The 21,329-nt window shown below is 69.5% G+C and carries 20 protein-coding genes; 15 read left to right on the top strand and 5 right to left on the bottom strand.

Features of this window, described 5'->3' with window-relative positions; all coding sequences use genetic code 11:
• From BLV24_RS17575 to BLV24_RS17530, 11 genes are all read left to right on the top strand, one after another.
• Entirely contained in the window at window positions 1–888 is an 888-nt protein-coding gene (locus tag BLV24_RS17575; RefSeq protein ID WP_092684228.1) for an isocitrate lyase/PEP mutase family protein, read from the top strand.
• An 86-nt stretch (window positions 889–974) separates the two neighbouring features.
• Complete coding sequence (gene leuC / locus BLV24_RS17570) at window positions 975–2,369, top strand: 3-isopropylmalate dehydratase large subunit (RefSeq protein ID WP_092684226.1); 1,395 nt, start codon at window positions 975–977, stop codon at window positions 2,367–2,369.
• Window positions 2,370–2,383: 14 nt separating this feature from the next.
• Entirely contained in the window at window positions 2,384–3,004 is a 621-nt protein-coding gene (gene leuD, locus BLV24_RS17565; protein WP_092684224.1) for a 3-isopropylmalate dehydratase small subunit, read from the top strand.
• 86 nt (window positions 3,005–3,090) lie between these two features.
• Entirely contained in the window at window positions 3,091–3,489 is a 399-nt protein-coding gene (locus BLV24_RS21725; protein ID WP_143040349.1) for a hypothetical protein, read from the top strand.
• Window positions 3,486–4,325, top strand: coding sequence for a nitroreductase family protein (locus tag BLV24_RS17560; protein ID WP_092684222.1), 840 nt, complete (start codon window positions 3,486–3,488; stop codon window positions 4,323–4,325). The genes BLV24_RS21725 and BLV24_RS17560 overlap by 4 nt, the downstream gene beginning before the upstream one ends.
• 235 nt (window positions 4,326–4,560) lie before the next feature.
• Window positions 4,561–5,283 carry a transporter substrate-binding domain-containing protein gene (locus BLV24_RS17555; protein WP_092684220.1) on the top strand — a complete coding sequence of 241 codons (723 nt, stop codon included), beginning with the start codon at window positions 4,561–4,563 and terminating at the stop codon, window positions 5,281–5,283.
• Between the two features lie 255 nt (window positions 5,284–5,538).
• Window positions 5,539–6,342 carry a GntR family transcriptional regulator gene (locus BLV24_RS17550; protein ID WP_176954805.1) on the top strand — a complete coding sequence of 268 codons (804 nt, stop codon included), beginning with the start codon at window positions 5,539–5,541 and terminating at the stop codon, window positions 6,340–6,342.
• A 460-nt stretch (window positions 6,343–6,802) separates the two neighbouring features.
• Window positions 6,803–7,693: an isocitrate lyase/PEP mutase family protein gene (locus BLV24_RS17545; protein WP_092684216.1), complete on the top strand. Its 891-nt coding sequence runs from the start codon at window positions 6,803–6,805 to the stop codon at window positions 7,691–7,693.
• Window positions 7,694–7,771: 78 nt separating this feature from the next.
• Window positions 7,772–8,767 carry a tripartite tricarboxylate transporter substrate-binding protein gene (locus BLV24_RS17540; RefSeq protein WP_092684214.1) on the top strand — a complete coding sequence of 332 codons (996 nt, stop codon included), beginning with the start codon at window positions 7,772–7,774 and terminating at the stop codon, window positions 8,765–8,767.
• Between the two features lie 83 nt (window positions 8,768–8,850).
• On the top strand, window positions 8,851–9,324 hold the full coding sequence (locus BLV24_RS17535; RefSeq protein ID WP_092684212.1) for a hypothetical protein: 474 nt from the start codon (window positions 8,851–8,853) through the stop codon (window positions 9,322–9,324).
• Window positions 9,325–9,389: 65 nt separating this feature from the next.
• Window positions 9,390–10,907 (top strand): tripartite tricarboxylate transporter permease, encoded by a 1,518-nt coding sequence (locus BLV24_RS17530; protein ID WP_092684210.1) that lies wholly within the window; start codon window positions 9,390–9,392, stop codon window positions 10,905–10,907.
• Window positions 10,908–12,239: 1,332 nt separating this feature from the next.
• Here BLV24_RS17530 and BLV24_RS21720 read toward each other — a convergent pair.
• The 5 genes from BLV24_RS21720 to BLV24_RS17505 form a co-directional block, all read right to left on the bottom strand.
• Window positions 12,240–12,587 (bottom strand): hypothetical protein, encoded by a 348-nt coding sequence (locus tag BLV24_RS21720; RefSeq protein WP_143040348.1) that lies wholly within the window; start codon window positions 12,585–12,587, stop codon window positions 12,240–12,242.
• Window positions 12,588–13,097: 510 nt separating this feature from the next.
• The gene (locus BLV24_RS17520) at window positions 13,098–14,378 is read right to left on the bottom strand and encodes a TRAP transporter large permease (RefSeq protein WP_092684206.1); all 1,281 of its coding nucleotides are present in this window, start codon (window positions 14,376–14,378) and stop codon (window positions 13,098–13,100) included.
• Window position 14,379: 1 nt separating this feature from the next.
• Window positions 14,380–14,922 carry a TRAP transporter small permease gene (locus BLV24_RS17515; protein WP_092684204.1) on the bottom strand — a complete coding sequence of 181 codons (543 nt, stop codon included), beginning with the start codon at window positions 14,920–14,922 and terminating at the stop codon, window positions 14,380–14,382.
• Between the two features lie 85 nt (window positions 14,923–15,007).
• Entirely contained in the window at window positions 15,008–15,997 is a 990-nt protein-coding gene (locus BLV24_RS17510; protein WP_092684202.1) for a TRAP transporter substrate-binding protein, read from the bottom strand.
• Window positions 15,998–16,162: 165 nt separating this feature from the next.
• Complete coding sequence (locus BLV24_RS17505; protein ID WP_092684200.1) at window positions 16,163–16,852, bottom strand: GntR family transcriptional regulator; 690 nt, start codon at window positions 16,850–16,852, stop codon at window positions 16,163–16,165.
• A gap of 232 nt (window positions 16,853–17,084) precedes the next feature.
• Here BLV24_RS17505 and BLV24_RS17500 point away from each other — a divergent pair, with 232 nt between their 5' ends.
• The 4 genes from BLV24_RS17500 to BLV24_RS17485 all read left to right on the top strand — a co-directional run bounded on the left by BLV24_RS17500 (window position 17,085) and on the right by BLV24_RS17485 (window position 21,037).
• Window positions 17,085–17,828 (top strand): SDR family NAD(P)-dependent oxidoreductase, encoded by a 744-nt coding sequence (locus tag BLV24_RS17500; RefSeq protein WP_092684327.1) that lies wholly within the window; start codon window positions 17,085–17,087, stop codon window positions 17,826–17,828.
• Between the two features lie 54 nt (window positions 17,829–17,882).
• Window positions 17,883–18,803 (top strand): sugar kinase, encoded by a 921-nt coding sequence (locus BLV24_RS17495; protein ID WP_092684198.1) that lies wholly within the window; start codon window positions 17,883–17,885, stop codon window positions 18,801–18,803.
• A gap of 18 nt (window positions 18,804–18,821) precedes the next feature.
• Window positions 18,822–19,565 carry a ribonuclease activity regulator RraA gene (locus BLV24_RS17490; RefSeq protein ID WP_092684196.1) on the top strand — a complete coding sequence of 248 codons (744 nt, stop codon included), beginning with the start codon at window positions 18,822–18,824 and terminating at the stop codon, window positions 19,563–19,565.
• A gap of 704 nt (window positions 19,566–20,269) precedes the next feature.
• The gene (locus tag BLV24_RS17485; protein ID WP_143040347.1) at window positions 20,270–21,037 is read left to right on the top strand and encodes a hypothetical protein; all 768 of its coding nucleotides are present in this window, start codon (window positions 20,270–20,272) and stop codon (window positions 21,035–21,037) included.
• The last annotated feature ends 292 nt before the right edge of the window (window positions 21,038–21,329 follow it).

Raw genomic sequence — 21,329 nt, 5'->3', positions numbered from 1 at the left:
ATGACCCACGCAGCTTCCCTGCGCACGCTTCTGAAAACGGGCGAAATGGTCGTCGCCCCGGGCGCCTTCGACGGCATCACCGGCCGTATGGTGGCGTCGGCGGGATTCCCGGCCGTCTACATGACCGGGGCCGGCACCTCGATGACGCTCGGCTATCCCGATTACGGGCTGATCACGATGACCGAGATGGTGGCCAACGCCCAGCGCATCGTCCACGCCTCGGACCTGCCGCTGATCTCGGACGCCGACACCGGCTACGGCAACGAGCTCAACGTCTGGCGCACGGTGCAGGAATTCGAGCGCGCCGGCGTCGCCGCGATCCATATCGAGGATCAGGCGTTTCCCAAGAAATGCGGGCATCTCGACGACAAGGAGCTGGCGAGCCGCGAGGACTTCGCCGCCAAGATCCGCGCCGCCGCCGCCGCGCGCCGCTCGCCCGACTTCACCATCATCGCGCGCACCGACGCCCGCGGACCGGCGGGGCTGGATGAGGCCATCGCGCGGGGCAACCTCGCGCTCGCCGCCGGGGCCGACATGATTTTCGTCGAAGCGCCGCAGAGCATGGAGGAAGTCGCCGCCGTCCCCCGCCTGATCAAGGGCCCGTGCCTGTTCAACATGGTGCGCGGCGGCAAGAGCCCGGACGTGTCGATCGCCGAGGCCCGTCAGATGGGCTTCGCCGTCTCCATCGTGCCGGGCTTGCTGCTGCGCGGGATCGTGGAGACCTGCGACGCGCTGCTCTCCGACCTGCGCGAGGATCGCTTTCCGCCCGACCGTTCTTCGCCCGGCGCGCTCTTCGCCCGCTTCGACGCGGCCGAGTGGGATGAGCGGCGCACCGCCTATCGCGACTCGTCGGATGGGACGCCGTCGTCCTGCGCCGCCGCCGAATAGAACGCATGATCGTCCCCGAGGGCGGCCCGCGCCGCCTTCGGTCCAATGACCACGAGCGCCCCGAGGCGCCTTCCGGGAGGCCTCCGATGACGACCCCTCGCACCCTCTTCGACCGCATCTGGGCGAGCCACGCCGTGGTGGAGCGCGACGACGGCTACACCCTGCTCTACATCGACCGTCACCTGATGCATGACGGATCGGCCGGCTGCTTCGGGCTGCTGCACGAACGGGGCCTGCCGTTGCGCCGCCCCGACCGGTCCTTCGGCACGCCTGACCATTTCGTCGCGTCCGGCGGCGCGGGCCCGCTGGAGCCGCTGCGCCGGCGGGCGCTGGAGCAGATGACCGACAACGCCGCCCGCCACGGCTTCACCATGTTCGACCTGGGCGATGCGCGGCAGGGCATCGCGCATGTGGTGGGGCCGGAGCAGGGCGTGACCCAGCCGGGGCTCACGATGGTCTGCGGCGACAGCCACACCTCCACCCATGGGGCGCTGGGAGCGCTGGCCTTCGGCATCGGCCAGTCCGAGGTGGCGCATGTGATGGCGACGCAATGCCTGTGGCAACGCCGCCCGAAATCCATGCGGATCCGCATCGAGGGACGGGCCCCGGCAGGGGTCGTGGCCAAGGACATGGCGCTCGCGCTCATCGCGCGCATCGGCGCCGGCGGGGCCACGGGCCATGTCATCGAATACGCCGGCGAGGCGGTGCGGGCGCTGACCATCGAGGGTCGCCTGACGCTCTGCAACATGTCGATCGAGGCGGGCGCCCGCGCCGGCATGGTCGCGCCGGACGAGATCACCATCGACTACCTCCGAGGCCGCCCCTACGCGCCGCAGGGCGCCGATCTGGAGAAGGCCGAGGCGCACTGGAGGGCGCTCGTCACCGACGAGGGCGCCGTCTTCGACCGGGAGGTGACGCTGGACGCCGCCGCGCTCGCCCCGATGGTCACCTGGGGCGTCTCGCCCGAGGATGCGCTGCCCGTCGACGGCCGCATTCCCGACCCTGCCGCCGCCGCCGATCAGGCCGCGGGCGACGGCATGCGGCGCACGCTCGACTACATGGGCCTGACGCCGGGCGAGGCCATCGAATCCATCGAGGTCGACCGGGTTTTCATCGGTTCGTGCACCAACTCCCGGATCGAGGATCTGCGCGCCGCTGCCCTCGTCGCCAAGGGCCGCAAGACCGTGCGCCCGGCCTGGGTCGTCCCCGGCTCGGGTCTTGTGAAGCGCCAGGCCGAGGCTGAAGGGCTCGATGCCGTGTTCCGCGAGGCGGGGTTCGAATGGCGCGAGCCCGGATGCTCGATGTGCGTGGGCATGAACGGCGACACCGGCCGGCCGGGGGAGCGGATCGCCTCCACCACCAACCGCAATTTCCAGGGACGGCAGGGGCAGGGGGTGCGCACGCATCTGGTCAGCCCCGCCATGGCCGCCGCCGCCGCGGTCGAGGGTCGCTTCACCGACGTCCGCCGCCTGCTGGCCTGATAGAGGGGATAACCATGGACGCCTTCACCACCCTGCGCGCGCCGGCGATGCCGATCAACGCCGCGAATGTCGACACGGACCAGATCATCCCCGCCCGCTACCTCGCCCGCGGGCGGGAGGCGCAGCGCGAGGCCTGCTTCCACGACCTGCGCTTCGACCGCGACGGCACGCTTCGCCCCGATTTTCCGATGAACCGCCCGGTCTACGCGGACGCCCGCATCCTGGTCGCGGGGCGCAACTTCGGCTGCGGCTCTTCGCGGGAATCGGCTGTGACCACGCTGGTCGACAACGGTTTCCGCGCCTTCGTCGCGCCGAGCTTCGGCGACATCTTCCTCAACAACTGCTTTCAGAACGGCGCCCTGCCGGTGCGTCTGCCGACCGAGCGGGTCGAGGCGCTGCTCGCCGCCCTCGAAGCCTCCCCCGGGGCGGAGCTGTCCGTCGATCTGCCATCCCAGACCGTGACCGGGCCCGACGGGGTCGAGGATGGCTTCGAGATCGACGGCTTCCGCAAGGACTGCCTGCTGCGCGGGGTCGACGTGATCGACCTGACCCTGAGCCATGCCGCGCAGATCGCCGCATTCGAGGCGCGCCAGTCGCAGGAGGTCGGCTGGCTCGACCGCCTGCCGACCGCGTGACCGAGCCGTGGTGGGCTCCCTTCGGAGCTCATGCGGGAGCAGGCTTGCGATCGCGAGCCGTCTTCGGCCTCCGGCGCTCGTTGCCTATGGGCGTGTTCTCGTGGACGGGGGCGCTTGATGAGGGGATGCGCAGGCTGAAGGTGAAACCCTGGGAGGTTGTTCGTCCGCGGCTGGGAAAGGCCGTGATCGCCGCGCCTCCAGTCTGGATCGCCTCAAATGAACAGGCCGCACCCGAATGCGTGGGCGGTCGGGCCTTGATCATCGCCCGTCGCGCCGAGCGCAGCCCGGCCTGTGAGGTCGTCGAGGGGCTCGGCGTCTCCGCCGGGACGGCTCGGAAATGGCTTTCCCGCGATCGCAAGGGCGACGCTTGCCGAAGAGGCCCGGCCCCGGATAACCTCGCGCCGAGCGGCCCGCCCCTGCAAGCGGACCTGATCCTGTCCAAGGACACAGGTTTCGAGGCTGCGTCAGGCGGAGCTCATCGATGAACACCACAAACCGGATCGACGGGTCGCAGACCGAGGCTCTGGGGCGTCGCTACGGTCCGGATGCGGCGCCGGCCGCCGGTCCTTGGAACGCCCATATCGATCTGCTCCTTTCGCACCGGTCCATCCGCGGCTTCCGGCCGGATCCGCTGCCGGACGGCACGCTCGAGACCCTGGTCGCCGCCGCGCAGTCGGCTGCGACGAGCTCCAGTCTCCAGACCTGGTCCGTGGTGGCGGTGACGGACCCCGCGGCCAAGGCGGCGCTTGCCGGGGTTGCGAGCCATCAGAAGCATATCGAGCAGTGCCCGCTGTTTCTCGTATGGCTCGCCGACCTCTCCCGTCACCGGAGGCTCGGCGCCGAGGAGCGGGCCGATCTGCCCGTCACCGCCTACCTCGAAACGTTCCTGGTGGCCGCGATCGACGCGGCGCTGGCGGCGCAGAATGCGGTGACGGCGGCGGAATCCCTGGGTCTTTCGACCGTTTACATCGGCGCCCTGCGCAATGACCCCATCAAGGTGAAGGAGCTGCTCGGCTTGCCTGACGGGGCGTTCGCGGTGTTCGGACTGTGCGTCGGTCACGCCTCCGCCGACGCCGCCGACAACATCAAACCCCGCCTGCCTCAGGCGGCCGTGCTTCATCACGAGACCTACGGTTCCACGAACGAGCGCGCGCTCCGGGCCGGCTACGACGCCACGATGAGCGCGTTTTCACGGCGCAACGGCATGGGTGACGAGACCTGGACCGCGCGCGTCATCAAGCGCATGGGCGGGATCGCGGCGATGAGCGGCCGCCACAAGCTGGTGGAAGTGCTCAAGGCGATGGGCTTCGAACTGCGCTGACGCCCGGCCGCGGTCGCCGAGGCGCGCCGGTTGACGAAGCGCCTGCGCATGACGCGGTGAAAACGGGGGGAGATGCCGCCGATGGCCTTCGGCGATCCTTCTCCACCGTGTCGGATCTGGTGGAGAAACGGGAAGCCGGCCGGGCGGCAGGCGCCGGGATCCGCTGCGAGGGCGTGAGAATCCGTCCGCAGACGGGATGCGACGCGACCCCCTGGAACGCTGGAGGAAGGCCCTCATGACCGATGCGACGGTGGACGATCTCGCGCCGGAGGGCGTCCTCAGGGTCGCCCTGAACACCGGGAACTTCCTGCTCGTCAGCGGCCGGGACGCCGAAGGTCGACCCGAGGGCGTGGCGCCCGCCCTGGGCGCCGCGCTTGCCCGCAGGCTCGGCCTGCCGCTGCAATTCGTGGAATACGCAAGTCCGGGCGAACTGGTCGACAGCGCCCCCGCGCGCCAATGGGACGTGGGGTTCGTTGGAGCCGACCCGGCCCGGACGGGCGTGCTCGCCTTCACCGAACCCTATGTGGAGATCGAGGCCACGTTCCTCGTCCCCGGCGAGTCCCCGGCGAGGACCTGCGCGGAGCTCGACGCGTCAGGCGTGACCATCTCCGCGTCCAGCCGCTCGGCCTATCATCTGTGGCTGATGGCGAATTTCAGCCATGCCGAACTGCGGACGGCGCAGGGGCTCGAGGCCTCCTTCCGCCGCTTCGCGGATGAGAAGCTGGACGCCCTCGCGGGCCTTCGGACGCGGCTCGAACACGACGCCGGTCGGCTTCCCGGCGCCCGCGTTCTGCCCGGGCGCTTCATGGCGGTCCAGCAGGCCGCCTGCACGTTCCGGGAACGCGGCGAGGGGATGCGTCTGCTCTCGGACTTCATCGCGCAGATGAAGCGGGGAGGCGAGCTGGCGCGGATCATCGAGTCCTTCGGCCAGCGTGGAAAGCTGTTGGTCGCGCCCTGAAAACCTTCCACGCTCCACGGCCGGCGTCCCCCGGGCGGTCGGGAGCGTCCGCAGGGCTCATCGCCGTCCGCTGGCGACGCCGGGATCGGCGAAGGCCGTCATCGCCATCGACCGCAGGTTCGGCATGGCCTAAATATCCCGTTCCGGAACCTGTCCGGGCGTGATCGCCTCCGAGCCGGCGGAACGAGATCGCTGGCCTCCGCGACCTTGGCGGGCGATCGACGCGCGCCCATGAGCGAGGGAGTCGCTGCACCGATGGATGGCAAATCCCGGGGGACTGGTCCGACGCGGAACGTGGATCTGGGCACGACGCGCCATCGGCGCGTGTTCCTGATCCTGTTGGATGGCATCCGCTCAGGGCGTTATGCGCCCGGCGACGCGCTGCCGACCGAGGCGGCCCTGTCCGAGATGTTCGGCGTCTCGCGCATCACCGTGCGCCGCGCCCTGCATGACCTGGCCGCCGAAAACCTCGTGGAAAGCCGCAAGGGGCTCGGCAGTTTCGTGACTGCGGCGCCGCCCCCAAGCCCCAGATGGGCGCCCATCGGCACGCTGCGCGGTGAGATCGTGCGCGCCGGCGAGCTTCCGGTGAAGGTCCTCGAATTCGACCGGGTCGCCGCCCCGGCGCTGGTGGCCGATGCGCTGAAGATCGCGGAGGGGGCGGACGTGCTGCGCGTCGTGCGCGTGCGCTTCAGCGAGGGCGCGCCGCTGACGCATTTCGTGGCCTGGGTGCCCAACGATATCGCCGGCGGCTTCACCCGCCGCGACTTCGAAACCCGCCCGCTCCATGCGCTGCTCACCGAAACGGGCAATCGGTATGATCGCGTCACGCAGGCGATCGGCGCCTGCCTTGCGGATCCGGCGACGGCGGAGGCGCTCGACGTGGATGTGGGCTCGGCGCTGACCTTCATCCGCCGGCTGCTGTCGACGCCCGAACGGCCGGTCGAGTATCTCGAACTGCGCACCTGTCCCTTGCGCTATGAGATCGCGATGTCGTGGAGCATCGACGACGAGCACGGAACCATGAAGAGCGGGTCCGTCGCCTATTCGACCCGCATCTGACCGCTCGGTCCCGATGTCCGGCGCGGCCCCGAGCGACCGGCCCGCTGTCGATCCGCCCACCGACACCCCCCCACACCCCCCCGCTACTCCCCCCGTGGCGCGATCCGGCCGTTCGACAACGCTGCGGCTCGGAGGGTTTGACATAGCGTAAACTGGTTGTCATAGTTATATGACAACCAGCCGCCGGTTCGCGCCTGCGGCGGATCGGAAGGTCCGATGAAACGGCCTCCGGTCACGAAACGTCCGGTCGGCCCGAGACGCGCGGTCGGTCGGCGAAGCGATCGGCCCGCATCGAGGCCGGCAGGGAGGGGAGACGACGCCCATGCCGAACGCAGGCCCAGGAATACCTGCGCTTTTGGGCGGGGTGCGCGCCTGCAGCGTTCGGTAGCCCCGTCGCCGTTCCCCATGACTTTCCCGAACCTCCAGGGTCGCGCGGCGGCCGCTCACGAAAGGACGACCCATGGGTAGATCCGCAGGAAAGCTCCGCGCCCTTCTCAAGGCTCCCGGGGTCCTGACGGCGCCCGGCGTCGCCGATGGCGTCATGGCCCGCATCGTCGCCCGCGAAGGCTTCAGCGCCATCTACATGACCGGCGCCGGCACCGCGGCGACCCGCCTCGGCTGGCCGGATGTCGGGCTGATGACGATGACGGAGATGGCGGACAACGCCGGCCGCATCGCCGGCGCCAGCGGGCTGCCGACGATCGCGGACGCCGATACCGGCTATGGCGGCCCGCTCAACGTGCGCCGGACCGTCCAGTGCTACGAAAGCGCCGGCGTCGCCGCGTTGCACATGGAGGACCAGAGCTGGCCCAAGCGATGCGGCCACATGGCCGGCAAGACGCTGATCCCGGCCGAGGACATGGCGGCGAAGATCCGCGCCGCCTGCGACGCGCGCGAGGATCCCGACTTCGTCGTCATCGCCCGCACGGACGCCATCGCCGTGGAAGGCTTCGACAAGGCGCTCGACCGGGCGAAGCGCTACGAGCAGGCGGGCGCCGACGTGCTCTTCGTCGAGGCGCCGACCTCGATGGAGCAGCTCGAAGCGATCCCGCGCGCAGTTTCGGCGCCGTGTCTGTTCAACATGGCGATGAGCGGCAAGACGCCGTTCCTCTCGGTTGAGGAGATCGAGGCGCTCGGCTTCAAGCTGGCGATCTATCCCAACCTGATGCTGATGGCCGCGATCCCCGCTGCGACGGGCGCGCTGCGGCGGCTGAAGTCCGAAGGCTCGATCAAGGGCATGACCAACGAGCTGACCAAGTTCACGGACTTCTTCGACCTGATGGGCATGCCCGAGGTCCGGGAACTGGAGGAGCGCTACCAGATCTCCGAAGACGCCCGCGCCGGCTACTAGGCCGCGCCGTGCCGCGCCCTCGGGCGGGGTGAAAGACCAAAAGTCGCCTCGAAGCGACGACATCAGGGAGAGAACGACATGAAACGCTACGGATTGACGACGCTCGCCGCCCTCGCGATGGCCGCTTTCGCCGCCGCCCCGACCGTCGCCGAAGAGGACTGGCCGAGCTCGGGCGACCGCATCACCTTCGTGGTGCCGTTCAACACCGGCGGCAGCGCCGACCGGCTTGCGCGCGGGCTGGCCAACCACATGGAGAAGGAGTTGGACGGCGCCGCGGTGACGGTCATGAACCAGCCCGGCGGGGCAGGCGCGATGGGCGTGGCCTACTACACCCAGCTTCCGACGGACGGCAGCCATTTCCTGGTGATGCAGGCGACGCCGTTCCTTGCCAACGTCATCCTGCAGACGGATGTGCCGGCCGAATGGAGCGACTTCACGGTCATCAACACCCAGTGGACCGACTTCCCCATCGTCGCGGTGCCGGCCGACGGGCGCCTCAAGGACTTCGACGACCTCATCGCAAAGGCCAAGGAGGGGAAGGGCGCGGTGACGGCCGCGGGCATGTCCAGCGGGGCCTCCTACCTGCAGATGCTCCTGATGTTCGACATGCTGGGCATCCCGCGCGAGAACGTCCGCATCGTGACCTATGACGGCGGCGCGCCGCTGCGCACCGCCATCGCCGGGGGGCAGGTGGATTTCACCTTCGTCGCCGCCAACGGATCGGAGTCGATCCGCGACCGGATCCGCTCGATCGCGGTCGTCACGGCCGACGACATCGACAACTGGGACGGCCCGAAGATCAACGACGCGCTGGCCAAGTATGACGTGAAGATGCCGCTGTTCAGCGAATACACGACCTCCGTCATCGCCAACAGCGCGTTCAAGAAGGAGCATCCCGACCGCTATGCGCGGTTCGTCGAGGTCCTGAAGGCGACGCTCGAGCGGGAGGACTACAAGGCCTGGCTGAAGGAGAACCGTGTCGGCGGCCGCTGGATGGGGCCCGAGATGAGCCAGAAGCTCACGACCGAGGGTTTCGAGGGGCTCAAGCAGTACGCGGACCTGAAGGACAAGTGAGCCGCGACGGGGGCGGCCGTCCACGACCCGCGGCCGCCCCGCCTCGACCCGCGAGTTTCCCGCAACAGGATCGGATACGACCCATGACGAACCATCCCGCCGCACGCCGTGGGCGGCTGATCGAGCATGCCCTGCTGCTTCTGGCCATCGCCGGCTGGACCCTCTGGTTTCTCCGAGACGCCTGGACCGTTTCGGACAAGCTTGAGAACCTGATGCTGATCGCGCCGGGGGCGGCGCTGACATTGGCGCTTTGCGTCTATATCGGCATCCGCGCCGCGCTCGATCCCGGTCGCGAGGCGCGGGCCGCCGGGACCTTCACGCCGATGGCCGGAGATCTTCGCACCCTCGCCTTCATCGGTCTCTTCGCCGCCTTCATCGCCGGGCTCGCCTGGGGCTGGTTCGACCTGTCGGCCTTCGGGTTCGTGCTGGCCTCGCTGCTGCTGCTGGGCGAGCGGAACATCCCCGTCGCGATCGGCTACTCGGCCGCCTTCGCCGGGCTGACCACCTATGCGCTGAGCGAAATGGCACCCTATCCCGTTCCCACGCTGCTGTTCTAGGGCATGACGCAGATGTTCGCGCGCCGTCTCCCTCCGCATGAGCGCCTTCGTCGGGGTGCGGCCCGATGATCGATGCCACCGCTTTCGCCTCGGCGCTCGATCTGCTGACGCAGAGCTGGCAGCCCTGGCTCGTCGTGCCGCCGGGGCTTCTGATCGGTCTGATCTTCGGCGCGGTCCCGGGGCTGAGCGTGCCGGTCGCGATGGCGATCTTCCTGCCGCTCACCGCCTACATGGATTTCCTGCCGGCGATCCTGTTCCTCACCGCGATCTTCACCGCCGGCTCCTTCGGGGGCGCGATTCCGGCGATCCTGGTCAACGTCCCCGGCACGGCGGCGGCCGTGGCGACCGCCTTCGACGGCTACCCGATGGCGCAGGCGGGGCGCCACAGCCAGGCGCTCGGTCTCGCGCTGGCGGCCTCCACCATGGGCACGGCCATCGGCTACGTCGTGCTGCTGCTGTTCGTGAGCCCGATCGCCGAGGCCGTTCTCAAGCTGGGGCCGGTCGAGATGTTCATTATCGCCATCTGGGGGCTGACCCTGATCGCGGCGCTGGGCGGCGGCCGGTTCTCCAAGGGTCTGCTGGCCGGAACGCTCGGCGTCCTGCTCGGCCTCATCGGCTTTTCGGCGCTGGGCGACATGCGCGGCACGATGGGGCAGATGGCGCTGCTCGACGGCGTCGCCACCACGCCCGCGCTCATCGGCCTGTTCGCCGCGTCCGAGCTTTTTCGGCTCATCCGCTCCAACTACATCGTGGAGGAGGAGGCCAGTCGGGCGATCTCCTTCCGCGCGATCCTGCAGGGGGTCGCGCTCATCGTCCGGCACCCCTTCGTGTGGATCCGCGGCGGCCTGCTCGGCGTGGTGATCGGCGCGATCCCCGGCGTCGGATCGGCGGTCGCCAATCTCGTCTCCTATTCCGAGACCAAGCGTCGTGCGAAGGATTCCAGCCGGTTCGGGCACGGCGACCCCAGGGGCGTCACCGCCTCGGAATCCGCGAACTCCTCGTCCGAGGGCGGCTCCATGGCGACGCTGCTCGCGCTGGGGATCCCCGGCGGCGGCGCCACCGCCGTGATGCTTTCGGCTTTCGCGATGCATGACGTCACCGGCGGGCCGCGCTTCATCAGCGAGAACATGAACATCATCTACGGCATCATCCTCGGCAACTTCGCCCAGGTGTTCCTGCTGATGGCGGTCGGGCTCGGCTTTGTCTTCGTGGCGTCTTCGGTGGTGCGGGTGCCGGTCCGATACCTCGCGCCCTCGGTGCTGGCGCTCGCCGTTTTCGGGGCCTATTCGCTCGTCGGCAATATCAGCGGGCCGGTGACGGTGATGGTCTTCGCCGTGCTCGGCTGGTTCCTGCGCCGCCACGGCTACCCGGTGGCCGCGGTGGTGATCGGCCTGCTGCTGGGCGGCATGGCCGAGGGGGAGCTGCTGCGCTCCTACCAGATCTCGGGCGGGGAAGTGTCCTATTTCCTCTCACGGCCCGTCGCCCTGGTGCTGGCGACGCTGCTGCTGGCGTCGCTTCTGGTTCCACTTGTCCGAAAGGGGCGGGCGGCGCGTGCCGCAGCGGCGAGCCGAGCGGCTCCATGATCCAGGTGTCCCAACCGAACGATCACCGACAAGACCAGGGGCGAGCGCGAAAATCGGCAGGAGGAGGACGGCGTCTCGCTGCTTTGCGTCTCGCGCCATCTCGCGCATGCCGGCGCCCGCCGCGCCTTCGACGTCCTGAGCGCGCGGGACCGAAACCTCGCCGGCCGGATCAGATCCCGCCACGCCCGGTCACGGGGCGCTGACGAAGAGCCATGACATGGCCGCCTGACCGATCCCGACCGGGTCCGAGGGCAGGGCGCTGGTGTCCAGCGCAGCGGAGCATGGCGCAGCTGCGCGCCGCGGCGGCCGTGTCGGGACGGGGCAGGGCGGCGGCGCCGACCATCGTCGCCAGCGGTGTCGGCGGCATCTTCCACGCCAACTGCGCCAGGCATGGCGGGCTCACGGTCACGGTGGATGATGCGGTTCGCAGCGAACCACGCGATGCGCTGCGCGCGACGCCCGGGACGGAGTTGACCGGCATTCTGGAGACGCGGGCGATCACGGCGCATGATGGCGGCGCGAGTCCGAAATCGGCGCCTTCGATCCGGACGACACCGGCGGAAGCCATGGCTGGGCGTTTCGGCCGTCCCATCATCCCGTTCAAATGGGCTGAGGTGTTGCTGCGCGCGGAGCCGACCCGAAGCCCCGTCAGCGCCTATCTCCTCCGTCGCGAGGCGCCTCGTCGGCCTCGCTCCGCGGTATCGGGACCTTTCGTCCGATCTCGTTGCGCGGCCTCGGGCCGCCGTCGCCTCTCCGCCCGTCGCCGGCTTTCCCCCACGGATCGCAGGCGCCTGGCTTCGCGATGCGCATCGGCGCGCCGAGCGCCGCCATCGCGACGATCTATCCCCAGCCGCATGACGTTCCGATGGATCGGATTGCGGTCGGCGGAGGCTCGCCGGCGGAAACCAGGTGCGAGGATCGTCGAACATGACCGAGGGGCCGCAATAGAGCCAGGCCGCGGAAGCCGGCGCGCTGGATCTTGACCGGCTCGGGCGCCTCCCCCCGCGCTGACATGCCGGATGCGCTGGTGGTATCAGGCCCCGAGGGCGGTCCGGGGTTGGGATGACGCGGCTGAACGGATCTTCGGGTTCCCGGCGGTCGAGGCCGTCGGCGGCGCGCTCGACATCTTCACGGCGAATTCAGCGGTGGATTCGCCGTGCGCATGCTCAAAACGTGTGGATTTCCCTGTTCGTTCCCGGTTCTGGGAGCGAAGCAGGGTTCGGGGGCGCCTGTTCCGCCACCACGCCCCCCCCTGACGAACCGTGGTCGCTGCGCCGGTTCGGAAGTCCGCGCGATTTGCGTGGATTAGACGCGTATGGCGGTGTCGGAACCTCACCAGAGCACGAAATCGGAGCGGAAACGCTCCTCATGGGGGCGTTTGCTCAGCGGGCGCGTTTGGGGTGAGGCCTTGGCGGAGGCGTTGCGCTCGGCGGTCGACGGTTTCGGACGATGATCGAAGCCCGGGTCGCGACGCTGTTCAGCCCGGTCGAGCAGTAGCTCAGGGAGACGTCGCAGCGCGCCGGCGGTCAGCGTCTCGGGCCGCCGACCGTTCATGATCCTCCCGGCAAGGTCCGGCGAGGAAGGCCAGCGGCGAAATCCGGCGGACCGTTCCCTAGCGCGCGCCCTCGCGCCGCGCGATCTCCCGACCGAGGCGGCGGCGCCCGTGAGCCGCTCGCGCATCCAATGGCGGGCGTCCTGACCTCTTCGGTCAGGTCGTCAGGCCGTCGATAGCGGCTCCGCGGAACGCGGCGGAAGACGCAACGGTGATGGCGATCGCGACATCTCTGCCGGCCAAGCTGCGCCTGCCGCTCCGACGCGTGGGGTCCCATGTCGGAGGTTCGGCTCGAAGGGATGCCAGTGCACGTCCAAGGGCATGCCGGTTTCCTGCGAGGCGCGGGCCAGTTGCCGCCAGCCTGTCACGCAGCACGGGTGAACGACGTCCGATGCCATGCGCACGCGAACCGCCTGCTCCGGGGGGGGGCGAAGTTCGCCGGGGGCGGGGCCGCAGCGCCAGTCTTCGACGTCATCCGGCCGGACCTGGCATCCGGGTCGGTCGTTCCTCGTCCCCGTCCGAGGCCGGGCTCGCTGACAGGGGCGGCTCGACGCATCGTCCAGGCGCAGCGGGTCGAGGCGAGACGGCGGGTTGGTCGATGCGCGAGGAAGCGGCGGGCGCCGCCCTCGATCCGGGCTCTACTCAAGGATCGAGGGCAGCCAGAGCGAAACGCCCGGGACGTAGGTCACCAGCATCAGCGCGACGAAGATCGCCAGGTAAAACGGCCAGATCGAGCGCATCGCCTGCTCGATCCGGATCTTGCCCACGGCGCAGCCGACGAACAGGCAGGTGCCCACCGGCGGCGTGCACAGTCCGATCCCGAGATTGATAAGCAGCATGATCCCGAACTGAACCGGGTCCATGCCGAGGCCGGTCGCGATGGGCAGGAAGATCGGCGTGCAGATCAGGATCAGCGCCGCCATGTCCATGATGGCGCCCAGCATCAGCAGGATCACGTTGATCATCAGCAGGATGACGATCGGGTTGTCAGAGATGGACACCAGCAGCCCGCTGAGCGCGGCCGGCACCTGATAGAGCGCCAGCAGATAGGCGAAGGAGCTGGCGAAGGCGATCAGGATCATCACCATCGCCGTGGTGCGCACCGCGCCGACCACCGACCTGCGGAACGCATCCCATGTCAGCGTGCGGTAGTAGAAGGCGGTCAGCAGCACCGCGTAGATCGCGCCGAACGCGCCGGACTCGGTGACGGTGAACACCCCCGACAGCGTGCCGCCGACGATGATCACCGCCGTCATGAAGCCGGGGATCGCGTCCATCGCCGCCCGGCCGACCACGCGCCAGCCGGGGAAGGGCTCGGCGGGGTAGTTGTGGCGGATCGACAGGACCCAGGCCGCGACCGCCAGGCTGACGCACATCAGCATGCCGGGGATCACGCCGGCCAGAAACAGCTTGGAGACCGAGATCCCGCCCCCCGCGGCCACCGCGAAGATGATCATGTTGTGGCTGGGCGGGATCACGATGCCCGCGATCGAGGAGGTGACGGTCACGTTGACCGCGAAGTCCGGGCGGTAGCCCCGCTCCTTCATCACCGGGACCAGCAGGGAGCCGAGCGCCGAGATGTCGGCCACCGCCGAACCGGAGATGCCGCCGAACAGCATCGAGGAGAAGATGTTCACCATCGCCAGCCCCCCCTTGAGGTGACCCACGAGGGCGGAGGCGAGCTTGACCAGCCGCTGGGCGATGCCGCCATGCAGCATGATCTCGCCCGCGAAGATGAAGAACGGGATCGCCAGCAGCGAGAACACCGAGACCCCGGCCGTGGCCCGCTGGAAGGTGATCAGGCTGGGGAAGCCCTCGAACAGGAAGGCGGCGGCGGCGGCGATGCCCATGGCGAAGGCCACGGGCATGCCGATGACCACCCCGAAGGCGAAGGCGCCGAGCAGAATGAAGAGACCCACGTCAGGCGTCCTTGATGTCGTCATGCGGGAACGCGTCGGGCGTCCAGCTGCGGAACCGAAGCATGCGCAGCAGCGCGCGGATTCCCGAGAACAGCAGCATGAGGCCGCCGAGCGAGGTGATGGCCATGGTCCGGATGCTTTCCGGCACGTCGAGCATCGGCAGCATCGTGTCCCAGCCGAACGCCGCCAGTTCGAGACCCGCCGAAAGCATGACGGCCCCGAACGCCGCCAGCATCACGTCCACCGCGATCATCAGCGCCTTGCGCACCGACATCGGCGCCATGTCCCGGAACAGCAGCACGCCGATATGGGTGTCGTCGCGCACGCCGACCGCGGCGCCCAGGAAGGCGATCCAGCAGATCAGCAGCAGCGCCAGCTGCTCGACCCAGGTGGGCGTGGCGTTCAGGACGTAGCGGCCGAACACCAGCCAGCCGAACGCGACGATCAGCACGACCAGGGCGATCGAGGCGACGACCATGCAGAGGCCGCGGATCAGGTCGAGAGCCTGCTCGACGCGCCGGAACGGAAGCGGTTCGATGGACATGCGTCCCCTCGGGCTTGAAGGACTCGGGCTAGAAGGAAAGGCGCCGCGGGGCGCCGGCGCGGCCGGCGTCCCGCGGCGGGTCCGATCAGTCGGCGTCGCGGATCAGCGAGACCAGGTCGGCGAGCTTGGGGTTGCTCTCCAGGAAGGCGTCGTAGACCGGGGTCATCGCGTCCTGGAACGGCGCCTTGTCGGCGACGGTGTTGACCGTCACGCCGCCGGCCTCGACCTTCTCCATGCTCGCGGCTTCGCGCTCGGCCCACAGCTCGCGCTGCATCTCGGCGCTGGCGCGGCCGGCCGCCATCACGATCTCCTGCTGCTCGGGCGAGAGCTTGTTCCAGCTCTTGAGGCTCATGCACAGGCACTCGGGGATGATCAGATGCTCGGTCAGCGAGTAATACTGCGCGACCTCGTAGTGATTGGTCGATTCATAGGAGGGGGGGTTGTTCTCCGCCCCGTCCACGACGCCGGTCTTGATCGACTGGTAGACTTCGGCGAAGGCCATCGGCGTGGCGTTGCCGTCCATCGCCTCGACCATCTTCACGAACAGGTCGTTGCTCATCACGCGGACCTTGAGCCCCTCCACGTCGGCGGGCGTGTTGATCGGGCGCACCGAGTTGTAGAAGGACCGCGCGCCGGCGGCGTACCAGCCCAGCGGCACGATGCCCTTGGCCTTCATGCCCTCGCCGATGGCCTCGCCGGCGGCGCCGTCCATCAGCGCGTACATCTGCGGCACGCTCTTGAAGATGAAGGGCAGCGCGGTGACGTTGGCCTCAGGAACCGCCTGGCCCATCGGGCCGAGGTTGAATTCGCCGAAGTCGATCACCCCCAGGCGCATCTGCTCGATCGCGTCGGGCTGCGAGCCCAGAACGCCATTGTGGTAGACCTTGCCCGAGATCTCTCCGTCGGTCTTCTCCTCGACCTCGGCGAGGAACGCCTCCATCGCGATGGAGACGGGGTAATCCTCGACATGGATGTTCCACCCGCGCAGCTCCAGCGCGGATGCGGATACCGGCGCCAGCCCAAGGGCCAGCAACGTCGCGGCCGCGACGCCTTTCACATGATTCAGTGCGGTCATCGTCTTCCTCCCTGCGAATGTTCCGCCGGCGAAACGCCCACCTCCCGTGGTCGCCGACTCCCGCAGCATGCATGTATCCCAACTTGTATCCAAGAATAATTTTGCGGCGGCGTGAGATTGCCGGGCGAAGGGCGGGGCGGCGCGGCGCGCGCCGGTCGGTCCGCCTCAGTCCTCGTCCTCGAAATAGGCGGCGCTGGCGACCTTGATGGCCTCGATGGTGGCGTCGAGGCGGGAGAGATGCACGGTCCCCGCCTCGACCGCCTCTTCTTCGCGGCCGGCCTTGACCGCTTCGGCGATCCGGGCGTGGTCGTCGATCAGCTGGGGCATCCGGTCCTCCCGCGACAGGGCGAGCATGCACAGCCGATCCACCTTCTTCTTCTCCGCGTGGATCACGTCGAAGGCGAACGGGACGCCGGCGATGCCGCAGACGGCGCGGTGGAAGTCGTAGTCGAGCTGCGCGAAGGCAAGCTGATCGCCCTTCGCCAGGGCCTTTCTCTGCAGGGCCAGGCAGGCGTCCAGCTCATGACCGTCCGCCGCAACGCAGCGTCGCGCGGCGCGGCGCAGCACTTCCATCTCGACGGCGGCGCGCACGAAGCGGGACTTCTCGATCTCGCCGCGCGAAAAGCGTTTCACCTCGGTCGCCTTGCGGGGGCGGATGCGCAGCAGGCCCATGCTCTCCAGGCGGCTGAACGCGTCGCGCACGGGCTGGCGCGAGACCCCGAACCGGGCGGCGATGTCCGGTTCGGAAATGCGCGAGCCCGGCATCAGCCGCATCGAGGATATGTCCTCCTGCAGCCGCTCGACGATCATGTCGACGCTGCTCCTGCGGCCATTGGGCTCGGACGATCGTTCCATGCTGCGGTCTCCCATCGTCTCGCGTGATAGCCGGCGGCGCCGGAGTTTTCCAGAGCGCGCGGGCCGGCCCGCGAGCCGCGGCGCCTGCGGGCCTCAGGCTAGTTGTATTCAATCTTGTATTCAAGACTTGACCGCGCGCCCGGTTTCGGGCCACCCATGACCTCACCCGGCCGACGGACCGGCCAAGCGGCCGTCGCATCGACGAGGGCCGAGAAGCATGCGGGAGCAGGACATGAGACTGAGCGGCAAAGCGGCGATCGTCACCGGCGGCGGACGCGACATCGGGCGGGCCTGCGCGCTGGCGCTGGCCGCCGACGGCGCCGACGTGGCCATCAACTACCACTCCAGCGCCGAAGGCGCCGAGGCGACGGTCGAGGCGATCAAGGCGGCTGGCGGCCGCGCCTTCGCGATGCGGGGCGACCTGACCCGCCCCGAGGACGCCCAGGCGCTGGCCGACGCGACCGCGGAGGCCTTCGGCGGCGTTCACGTGCTGGTCAACAACACCGGCGGCCTGATCGCGCGCAAGACCATCGCCGAGATGGAGCCCGAGCATTGGAACGCGGTGCTGGCGCTGAACGTGACCAGCGCCTTCCTGATGATCCGGGCCTGCCTGCGCCACATGACCTCCGGCGCGATCGTCAACATCGCCAGTCAGGCCGGGCGCGACGGCGGCGGCGGCGGCGCGGTGGCCTACGGCGCCTCGAAAGGCGCGGTGATGACGATGACGCGCGGCCTGGCCAAGGAGCTCGGCCCCGACATCCGCGTCAACGCGCTGTGCCCGGGCATGATCGACACCGACTTCCACAACACCTTCACCCCCGACGAGGTGCGCGCCAAGGTCGCCGGCGCCACGCCGATGCGCCGCGAAGGCACGTCCGAGGACGTGGCCCGCCTGGTCGCCTTCCTCGCCGGCCCGGACGCGGCGTTCATGACCGGGACCAATGTCGACATCAACGGCGGCACGCTGTTCAGCTGAGCTCCTCGGCCGGCGGCGCCGCGCGCGCCGCCGGCCGAGCGCGGAGGGACCCCTATGCGCTTCCTGTCCATCGGCGAATGCATGGCCGAGATGTCGCCTGCCGGCGACCCGCGCGACCCGAGGGCCTATCGGCTCGACTACGCAGGCGACACCTACAACACGGCCTGGTATTTCCGGCGCCTGCGCCCCGACGCCGGCTGCGCCTACCTGTCGGCGGCGGGGGACGACGCGCCCTCGGACGCGATGGTCTCGGCGATCGGGTCGGCCGGCGTCGACACCAGGTTCATCCAGCGCCGGGCGGGGGAGTCCATCGGGCTCTACATGATCGTGCTCGACGGGGCGGAGCGGCGGTTCTGCTACTGGCGCTCGGCCTCCGCCGCGCGGAACCTCGCCGAGGATCCCGCCCGGCTCGACGCCGCGATGGAGGCCTCGGACCTCCTGTTCTTCTCGGGCATAACCCTGGGCATCCTGCCGCGCGCCGGACGGCAGGCGTTGCTCGACGCGCTGTCCCGCGCCCGCGCCCGCGGCCGCACCGTCGCCTTCGACCCCAACCTGCGCCCGGCCCTGTGGTCCGACGCCGACGAGATGCGCGCCTGGATCATGCGCGGCGCGCAGGTCTGCGACATCGCCCTGCCATCGCGTGAGGACGACGCGGCCCATTTCGGCGATCGCGACGGCCAGGCGGTGCTCGACCGTTACCGGAGCGCGGGCGCGCGGTGCGTGGTGGTCAAGGACGGCCCGGGCCCGGTGCTCTACGCCGCGGGGGAGGAGATCGGGGCGGTCGAGACGCCCCCCGCCGACTCCGTCGTCGATACCACGGCGGCGGGCGATGCGTTCAACGCCGGGTTCCTGTCGCGCTTCGACTCCGGCGAGGACATGGCCGGGCGGATCGCCCGCGCCTCGTCCCTCGCGCGTCACGTCATTTCGGTGCGCGGGGCGCTCGCGCCGCCGCCCGACGCCGCCTTGCTCTCCTGAACACGAGGTTCGCCCGACATGCCCGACCCCAAGCCCGCAGCCGAGATCCCGCTGGCGCCCGAGACGCTGGACCAGCTTCGGCGGGTCAGCACCGCCTCGCTCGCGACGCTTCTGTTCAAGCGCGGCTTCCGCAACGCCTATGTGCAGGGCGTCGGCCCGCTGCGCGCGGGCGGGCCGCGGATGGTCGGGCCGGCCTTCACCCTGCGCCACATCCCCGCGCGTGAGGATACCGACCCGCTCGACGCCTTCCGGGAGCGGGACCATCCCCAGCGCGTGGCGGTGGAGACCTGCCCGGAAGGGCATGTCCTGGTCATGGACTGCCGCCGCGACGCCTCGGCGGCCTCGGCCGGCTCGATCCTGCTGACCCGGCTGGAGGTTCGCGGCGCGGAGGGCGTGGTCACCGATGGCGGCGTGCGCGATGCGGGGGAGGCGGCGGCGCTGTCGCTTCCCGTCTTCGCCGCGGGTCCGTCGGCGCCGACCAACCTGACCCGGCACCACGCCATCGACATCGACGTGCCCATTGGCTGCGGCGGCGTGGCGGTCTATCCCGGCGACATCGTGGTGGGCGACGGCGACGGGGTGATGGTGATCCCCCGCGCGCTGGCCGACGACATCGCCCGCGAGGCCGTGTCGATGGAGAGCTACGAGGATTTCGTCCTCGAAGAGGTGCGCGCCGGTCGCCCGGTGATCGGCCTCTACCCGCTGACCGACCCCGGGAACCAGGCGCGGTTCGAGGCCTGGGTGGCGGCGCGCCGGGGCTGATCCGCCCCGTCCGTCCGCTTCAGCGGAGGCGGGCGGCGCCGGTCTCCGGGCGGCCCGATGCCTGCACGCCGCGGGCCGGGGCGTCGGCCAGCTCGGCCAGCGCCGCGGGGTCTCCGCCGCGATGCGCTTCCAGACGCAACGCCGGGATCTCGGTCCGGCAGCGGCGGATGGGCCGCTCCGGGTCCGCGTCGGGCGGGGGCTCTCCGGCCTGTCTGGCCGGGCGCCTGCCTCGCAGCCCTCAAGCTCGCCGCCAGCCGCTTCTGGATCGCAAGCCTGCGCGTCCGCGCCCTGGCGGGATCGTCGACGTCTCCGCGACCGTCACCAGGTTCGTTCCGGCTCATGGCGCTCATGACGTGGGAGGTTCCTGCATGCCGACTTCACCCGGAGCGTCCTCGCGAAGTCAGGGCGTCGGCTTTCGGCAGGCTTCACGCCCTTCTTCACCTCGCCGTCGACAGGTTCGAAACGTCACCCGACGCGGATCCCGAGCAGCATCCGAAATGACCCATGCGAAATAGTAACGTTTCAGCATTTATTTTCAGATTATTTCATTGATACACAAAGCTTTCTCCGACACAGCCCGCGCGAACGGTCAGGGTTGTGCGCAGGATTGCCCTTAATCGCCAATAAGTTGAGTTTCCGCTTGTGCCGGATCGCAACCACAGGCAGCGTTCTCAAGTATGCGTAAATCTGCGGAGGAGTCGTCCGTGCGTAAGAAATTTTGGGAAAGCTGCTTGAATGCCATGCGTTCAAGCCTTGTTCTGCCGGCATCGTTGCTGGCGCTGAGCGCCGGTCACGCGACGGCTGCGCAGCTGGATCTGGCTTCGATCGCTTTCGCGGATCCGGTTCCGGTCACCGGCGGCGGAGGCGTTCAGTCCACGACTTTCGCCGCGGATTCGAACACGGTGACCATGTCCACCTCGGGCGGCGACGTCGTGATCGGCGCCCCTCCCTTCGACGAGAGCTATCAGAATACGCTCAAACACGCGAACATACTCAACAACCTTCTCGGCGCGGACGGCGTCTGCGCGGGGAGCAACGCTCCCGCCCTCGTCGTCACCGATTGCAGCGCGCCGCTCACGCTGAGCTTCGACACGCCGGTCGATACGGTCGAGCTGGTGTTCGACAACGCGCTCACCGTTCTGGCGGGCATGACCTTCACGGTCATCTACGGCGACGCCTCCTCCCAGTCGGGCGCCGCCGGCGCGCTGGTCGCATTGGATGCGCTCTTCCTCGACATCGGCGTGGCAAACGGTCTCGACGCGGCATACCGCTTCGACGGGACGGGCTTTTCCGGCGTGACGAGCATCACCTACAACACGTCCCTCACCACCAGCGTCACGGGGCCGGTGCTGCGGTATCTCAATGTGAACGAGGAGGCGATGGGCGCCGCGGTGCCGCTTCCGCCCAGCGCGCTGGGTCTTGTCGCGGCGCTCGGGCTTCTGGGCTTCGCGAAACGGCGGCGGACCTCGTAGCGGGTCAACCAGAGGGGGGAGCGCAGCCCAGGCTGTGTCTCCCCCCTTGTCGGTGCGCTGGAACGTGGCGAGCCGAATGCCGGCGCCTTCGTCGCCAGCATCGCCGGAAGCGCGTCAGGTCGCAGGCCAGCGCGGGGAGCCGAAGCCGGACGGCGTGGGCCGCGAACCGCTGTAGCGCCGTAGGACATGATGCGCCGGCCGTCCTTTCCGATGCGCGGATCGCCGATCGGCCTCGCGGCCGCGTCGGTCAGGCGAGGGCGTCGTCCAACGCCCGATGCAGGCGCAGGACGCC

Source organism: Albimonas donghaensis (genome assembly GCF_900106695.1).
Taxonomy (GTDB): Bacteria; Pseudomonadota; Alphaproteobacteria; order Rhodobacterales; family Rhodobacteraceae; genus Albimonas; species Albimonas donghaensis.
This window is presented reverse-complemented; position numbering and strand designations above follow the sequence as displayed.

What these genes read in the sequence shown, in the direction of transcription:
- BLV24_RS17575 (WP_092684228.1), top strand. Translation starts at nt 1, where the DNA reads ATGACCCACGCAGCTTCCCTGCGCACGCTTCTGAAAACGGGCGAAATG.
- leuC (WP_092684226.1), top strand. Translation starts at nt 975, where the DNA reads ATGACGACCCCTCGCACCCTCTTCGACCGCATCTGGGCGAGCCACGCC.
- leuD (WP_092684224.1), top strand. Translation starts at nt 2,384, where the DNA reads ATGGACGCCTTCACCACCCTGCGCGCGCCGGCGATGCCGATCAACGCC.
- BLV24_RS21725 (WP_143040349.1), top strand. Translation starts at nt 3,091, where the DNA reads ATGGGCGTGTTCTCGTGGACGGGGGCGCTTGATGAGGGGATGCGCAGG.
- BLV24_RS17560 (WP_092684222.1), top strand. Translation starts at nt 3,486, where the DNA reads ATGAACACCACAAACCGGATCGACGGGTCGCAGACCGAGGCTCTGGGG.
- BLV24_RS17555 (WP_092684220.1), top strand. Translation starts at nt 4,561, where the DNA reads ATGACCGATGCGACGGTGGACGATCTCGCGCCGGAGGGCGTCCTCAGG.
- BLV24_RS17550 (WP_176954805.1), top strand. Translation starts at nt 5,539, where the DNA reads ATGGATGGCAAATCCCGGGGGACTGGTCCGACGCGGAACGTGGATCTG.
- BLV24_RS17545 (WP_092684216.1), top strand. Translation starts at nt 6,803, where the DNA reads ATGGGTAGATCCGCAGGAAAGCTCCGCGCCCTTCTCAAGGCTCCCGGG.
- BLV24_RS17540 (WP_092684214.1), top strand. Translation starts at nt 7,772, where the DNA reads ATGAAACGCTACGGATTGACGACGCTCGCCGCCCTCGCGATGGCCGCT.
- BLV24_RS17535 (WP_092684212.1), top strand. Translation starts at nt 8,851, where the DNA reads ATGACGAACCATCCCGCCGCACGCCGTGGGCGGCTGATCGAGCATGCC.
- BLV24_RS17530 (WP_092684210.1), top strand. Translation starts at nt 9,390, where the DNA reads ATGATCGATGCCACCGCTTTCGCCTCGGCGCTCGATCTGCTGACGCAG.
- BLV24_RS21720 (WP_143040348.1), bottom strand. Translation starts at nt 12,587, where the DNA reads ATGCGCGAGCGGCTCACGGGCGCCGCCGCCTCGGTCGGGAGATCGCGC.
- BLV24_RS17515 (WP_092684204.1), bottom strand. Translation starts at nt 14,922, where the DNA reads ATGTCCATCGAACCGCTTCCGTTCCGGCGCGTCGAGCAGGCTCTCGAC.
- BLV24_RS17510 (WP_092684202.1), bottom strand. Translation starts at nt 15,997, where the DNA reads ATGACCGCACTGAATCATGTGAAAGGCGTCGCGGCCGCGACGTTGCTG.
- BLV24_RS17505 (WP_092684200.1), bottom strand. Translation starts at nt 16,852, where the DNA reads ATGGAACGATCGTCCGAGCCCAATGGCCGCAGGAGCAGCGTCGACATG.
- BLV24_RS17500 (WP_092684327.1), top strand. Translation starts at nt 17,085, where the DNA reads ATGAGACTGAGCGGCAAAGCGGCGATCGTCACCGGCGGCGGACGCGAC.
- BLV24_RS17495 (WP_092684198.1), top strand. Translation starts at nt 17,883, where the DNA reads ATGCGCTTCCTGTCCATCGGCGAATGCATGGCCGAGATGTCGCCTGCC.
- BLV24_RS17490 (WP_092684196.1), top strand. Translation starts at nt 18,822, where the DNA reads ATGCCCGACCCCAAGCCCGCAGCCGAGATCCCGCTGGCGCCCGAGACG.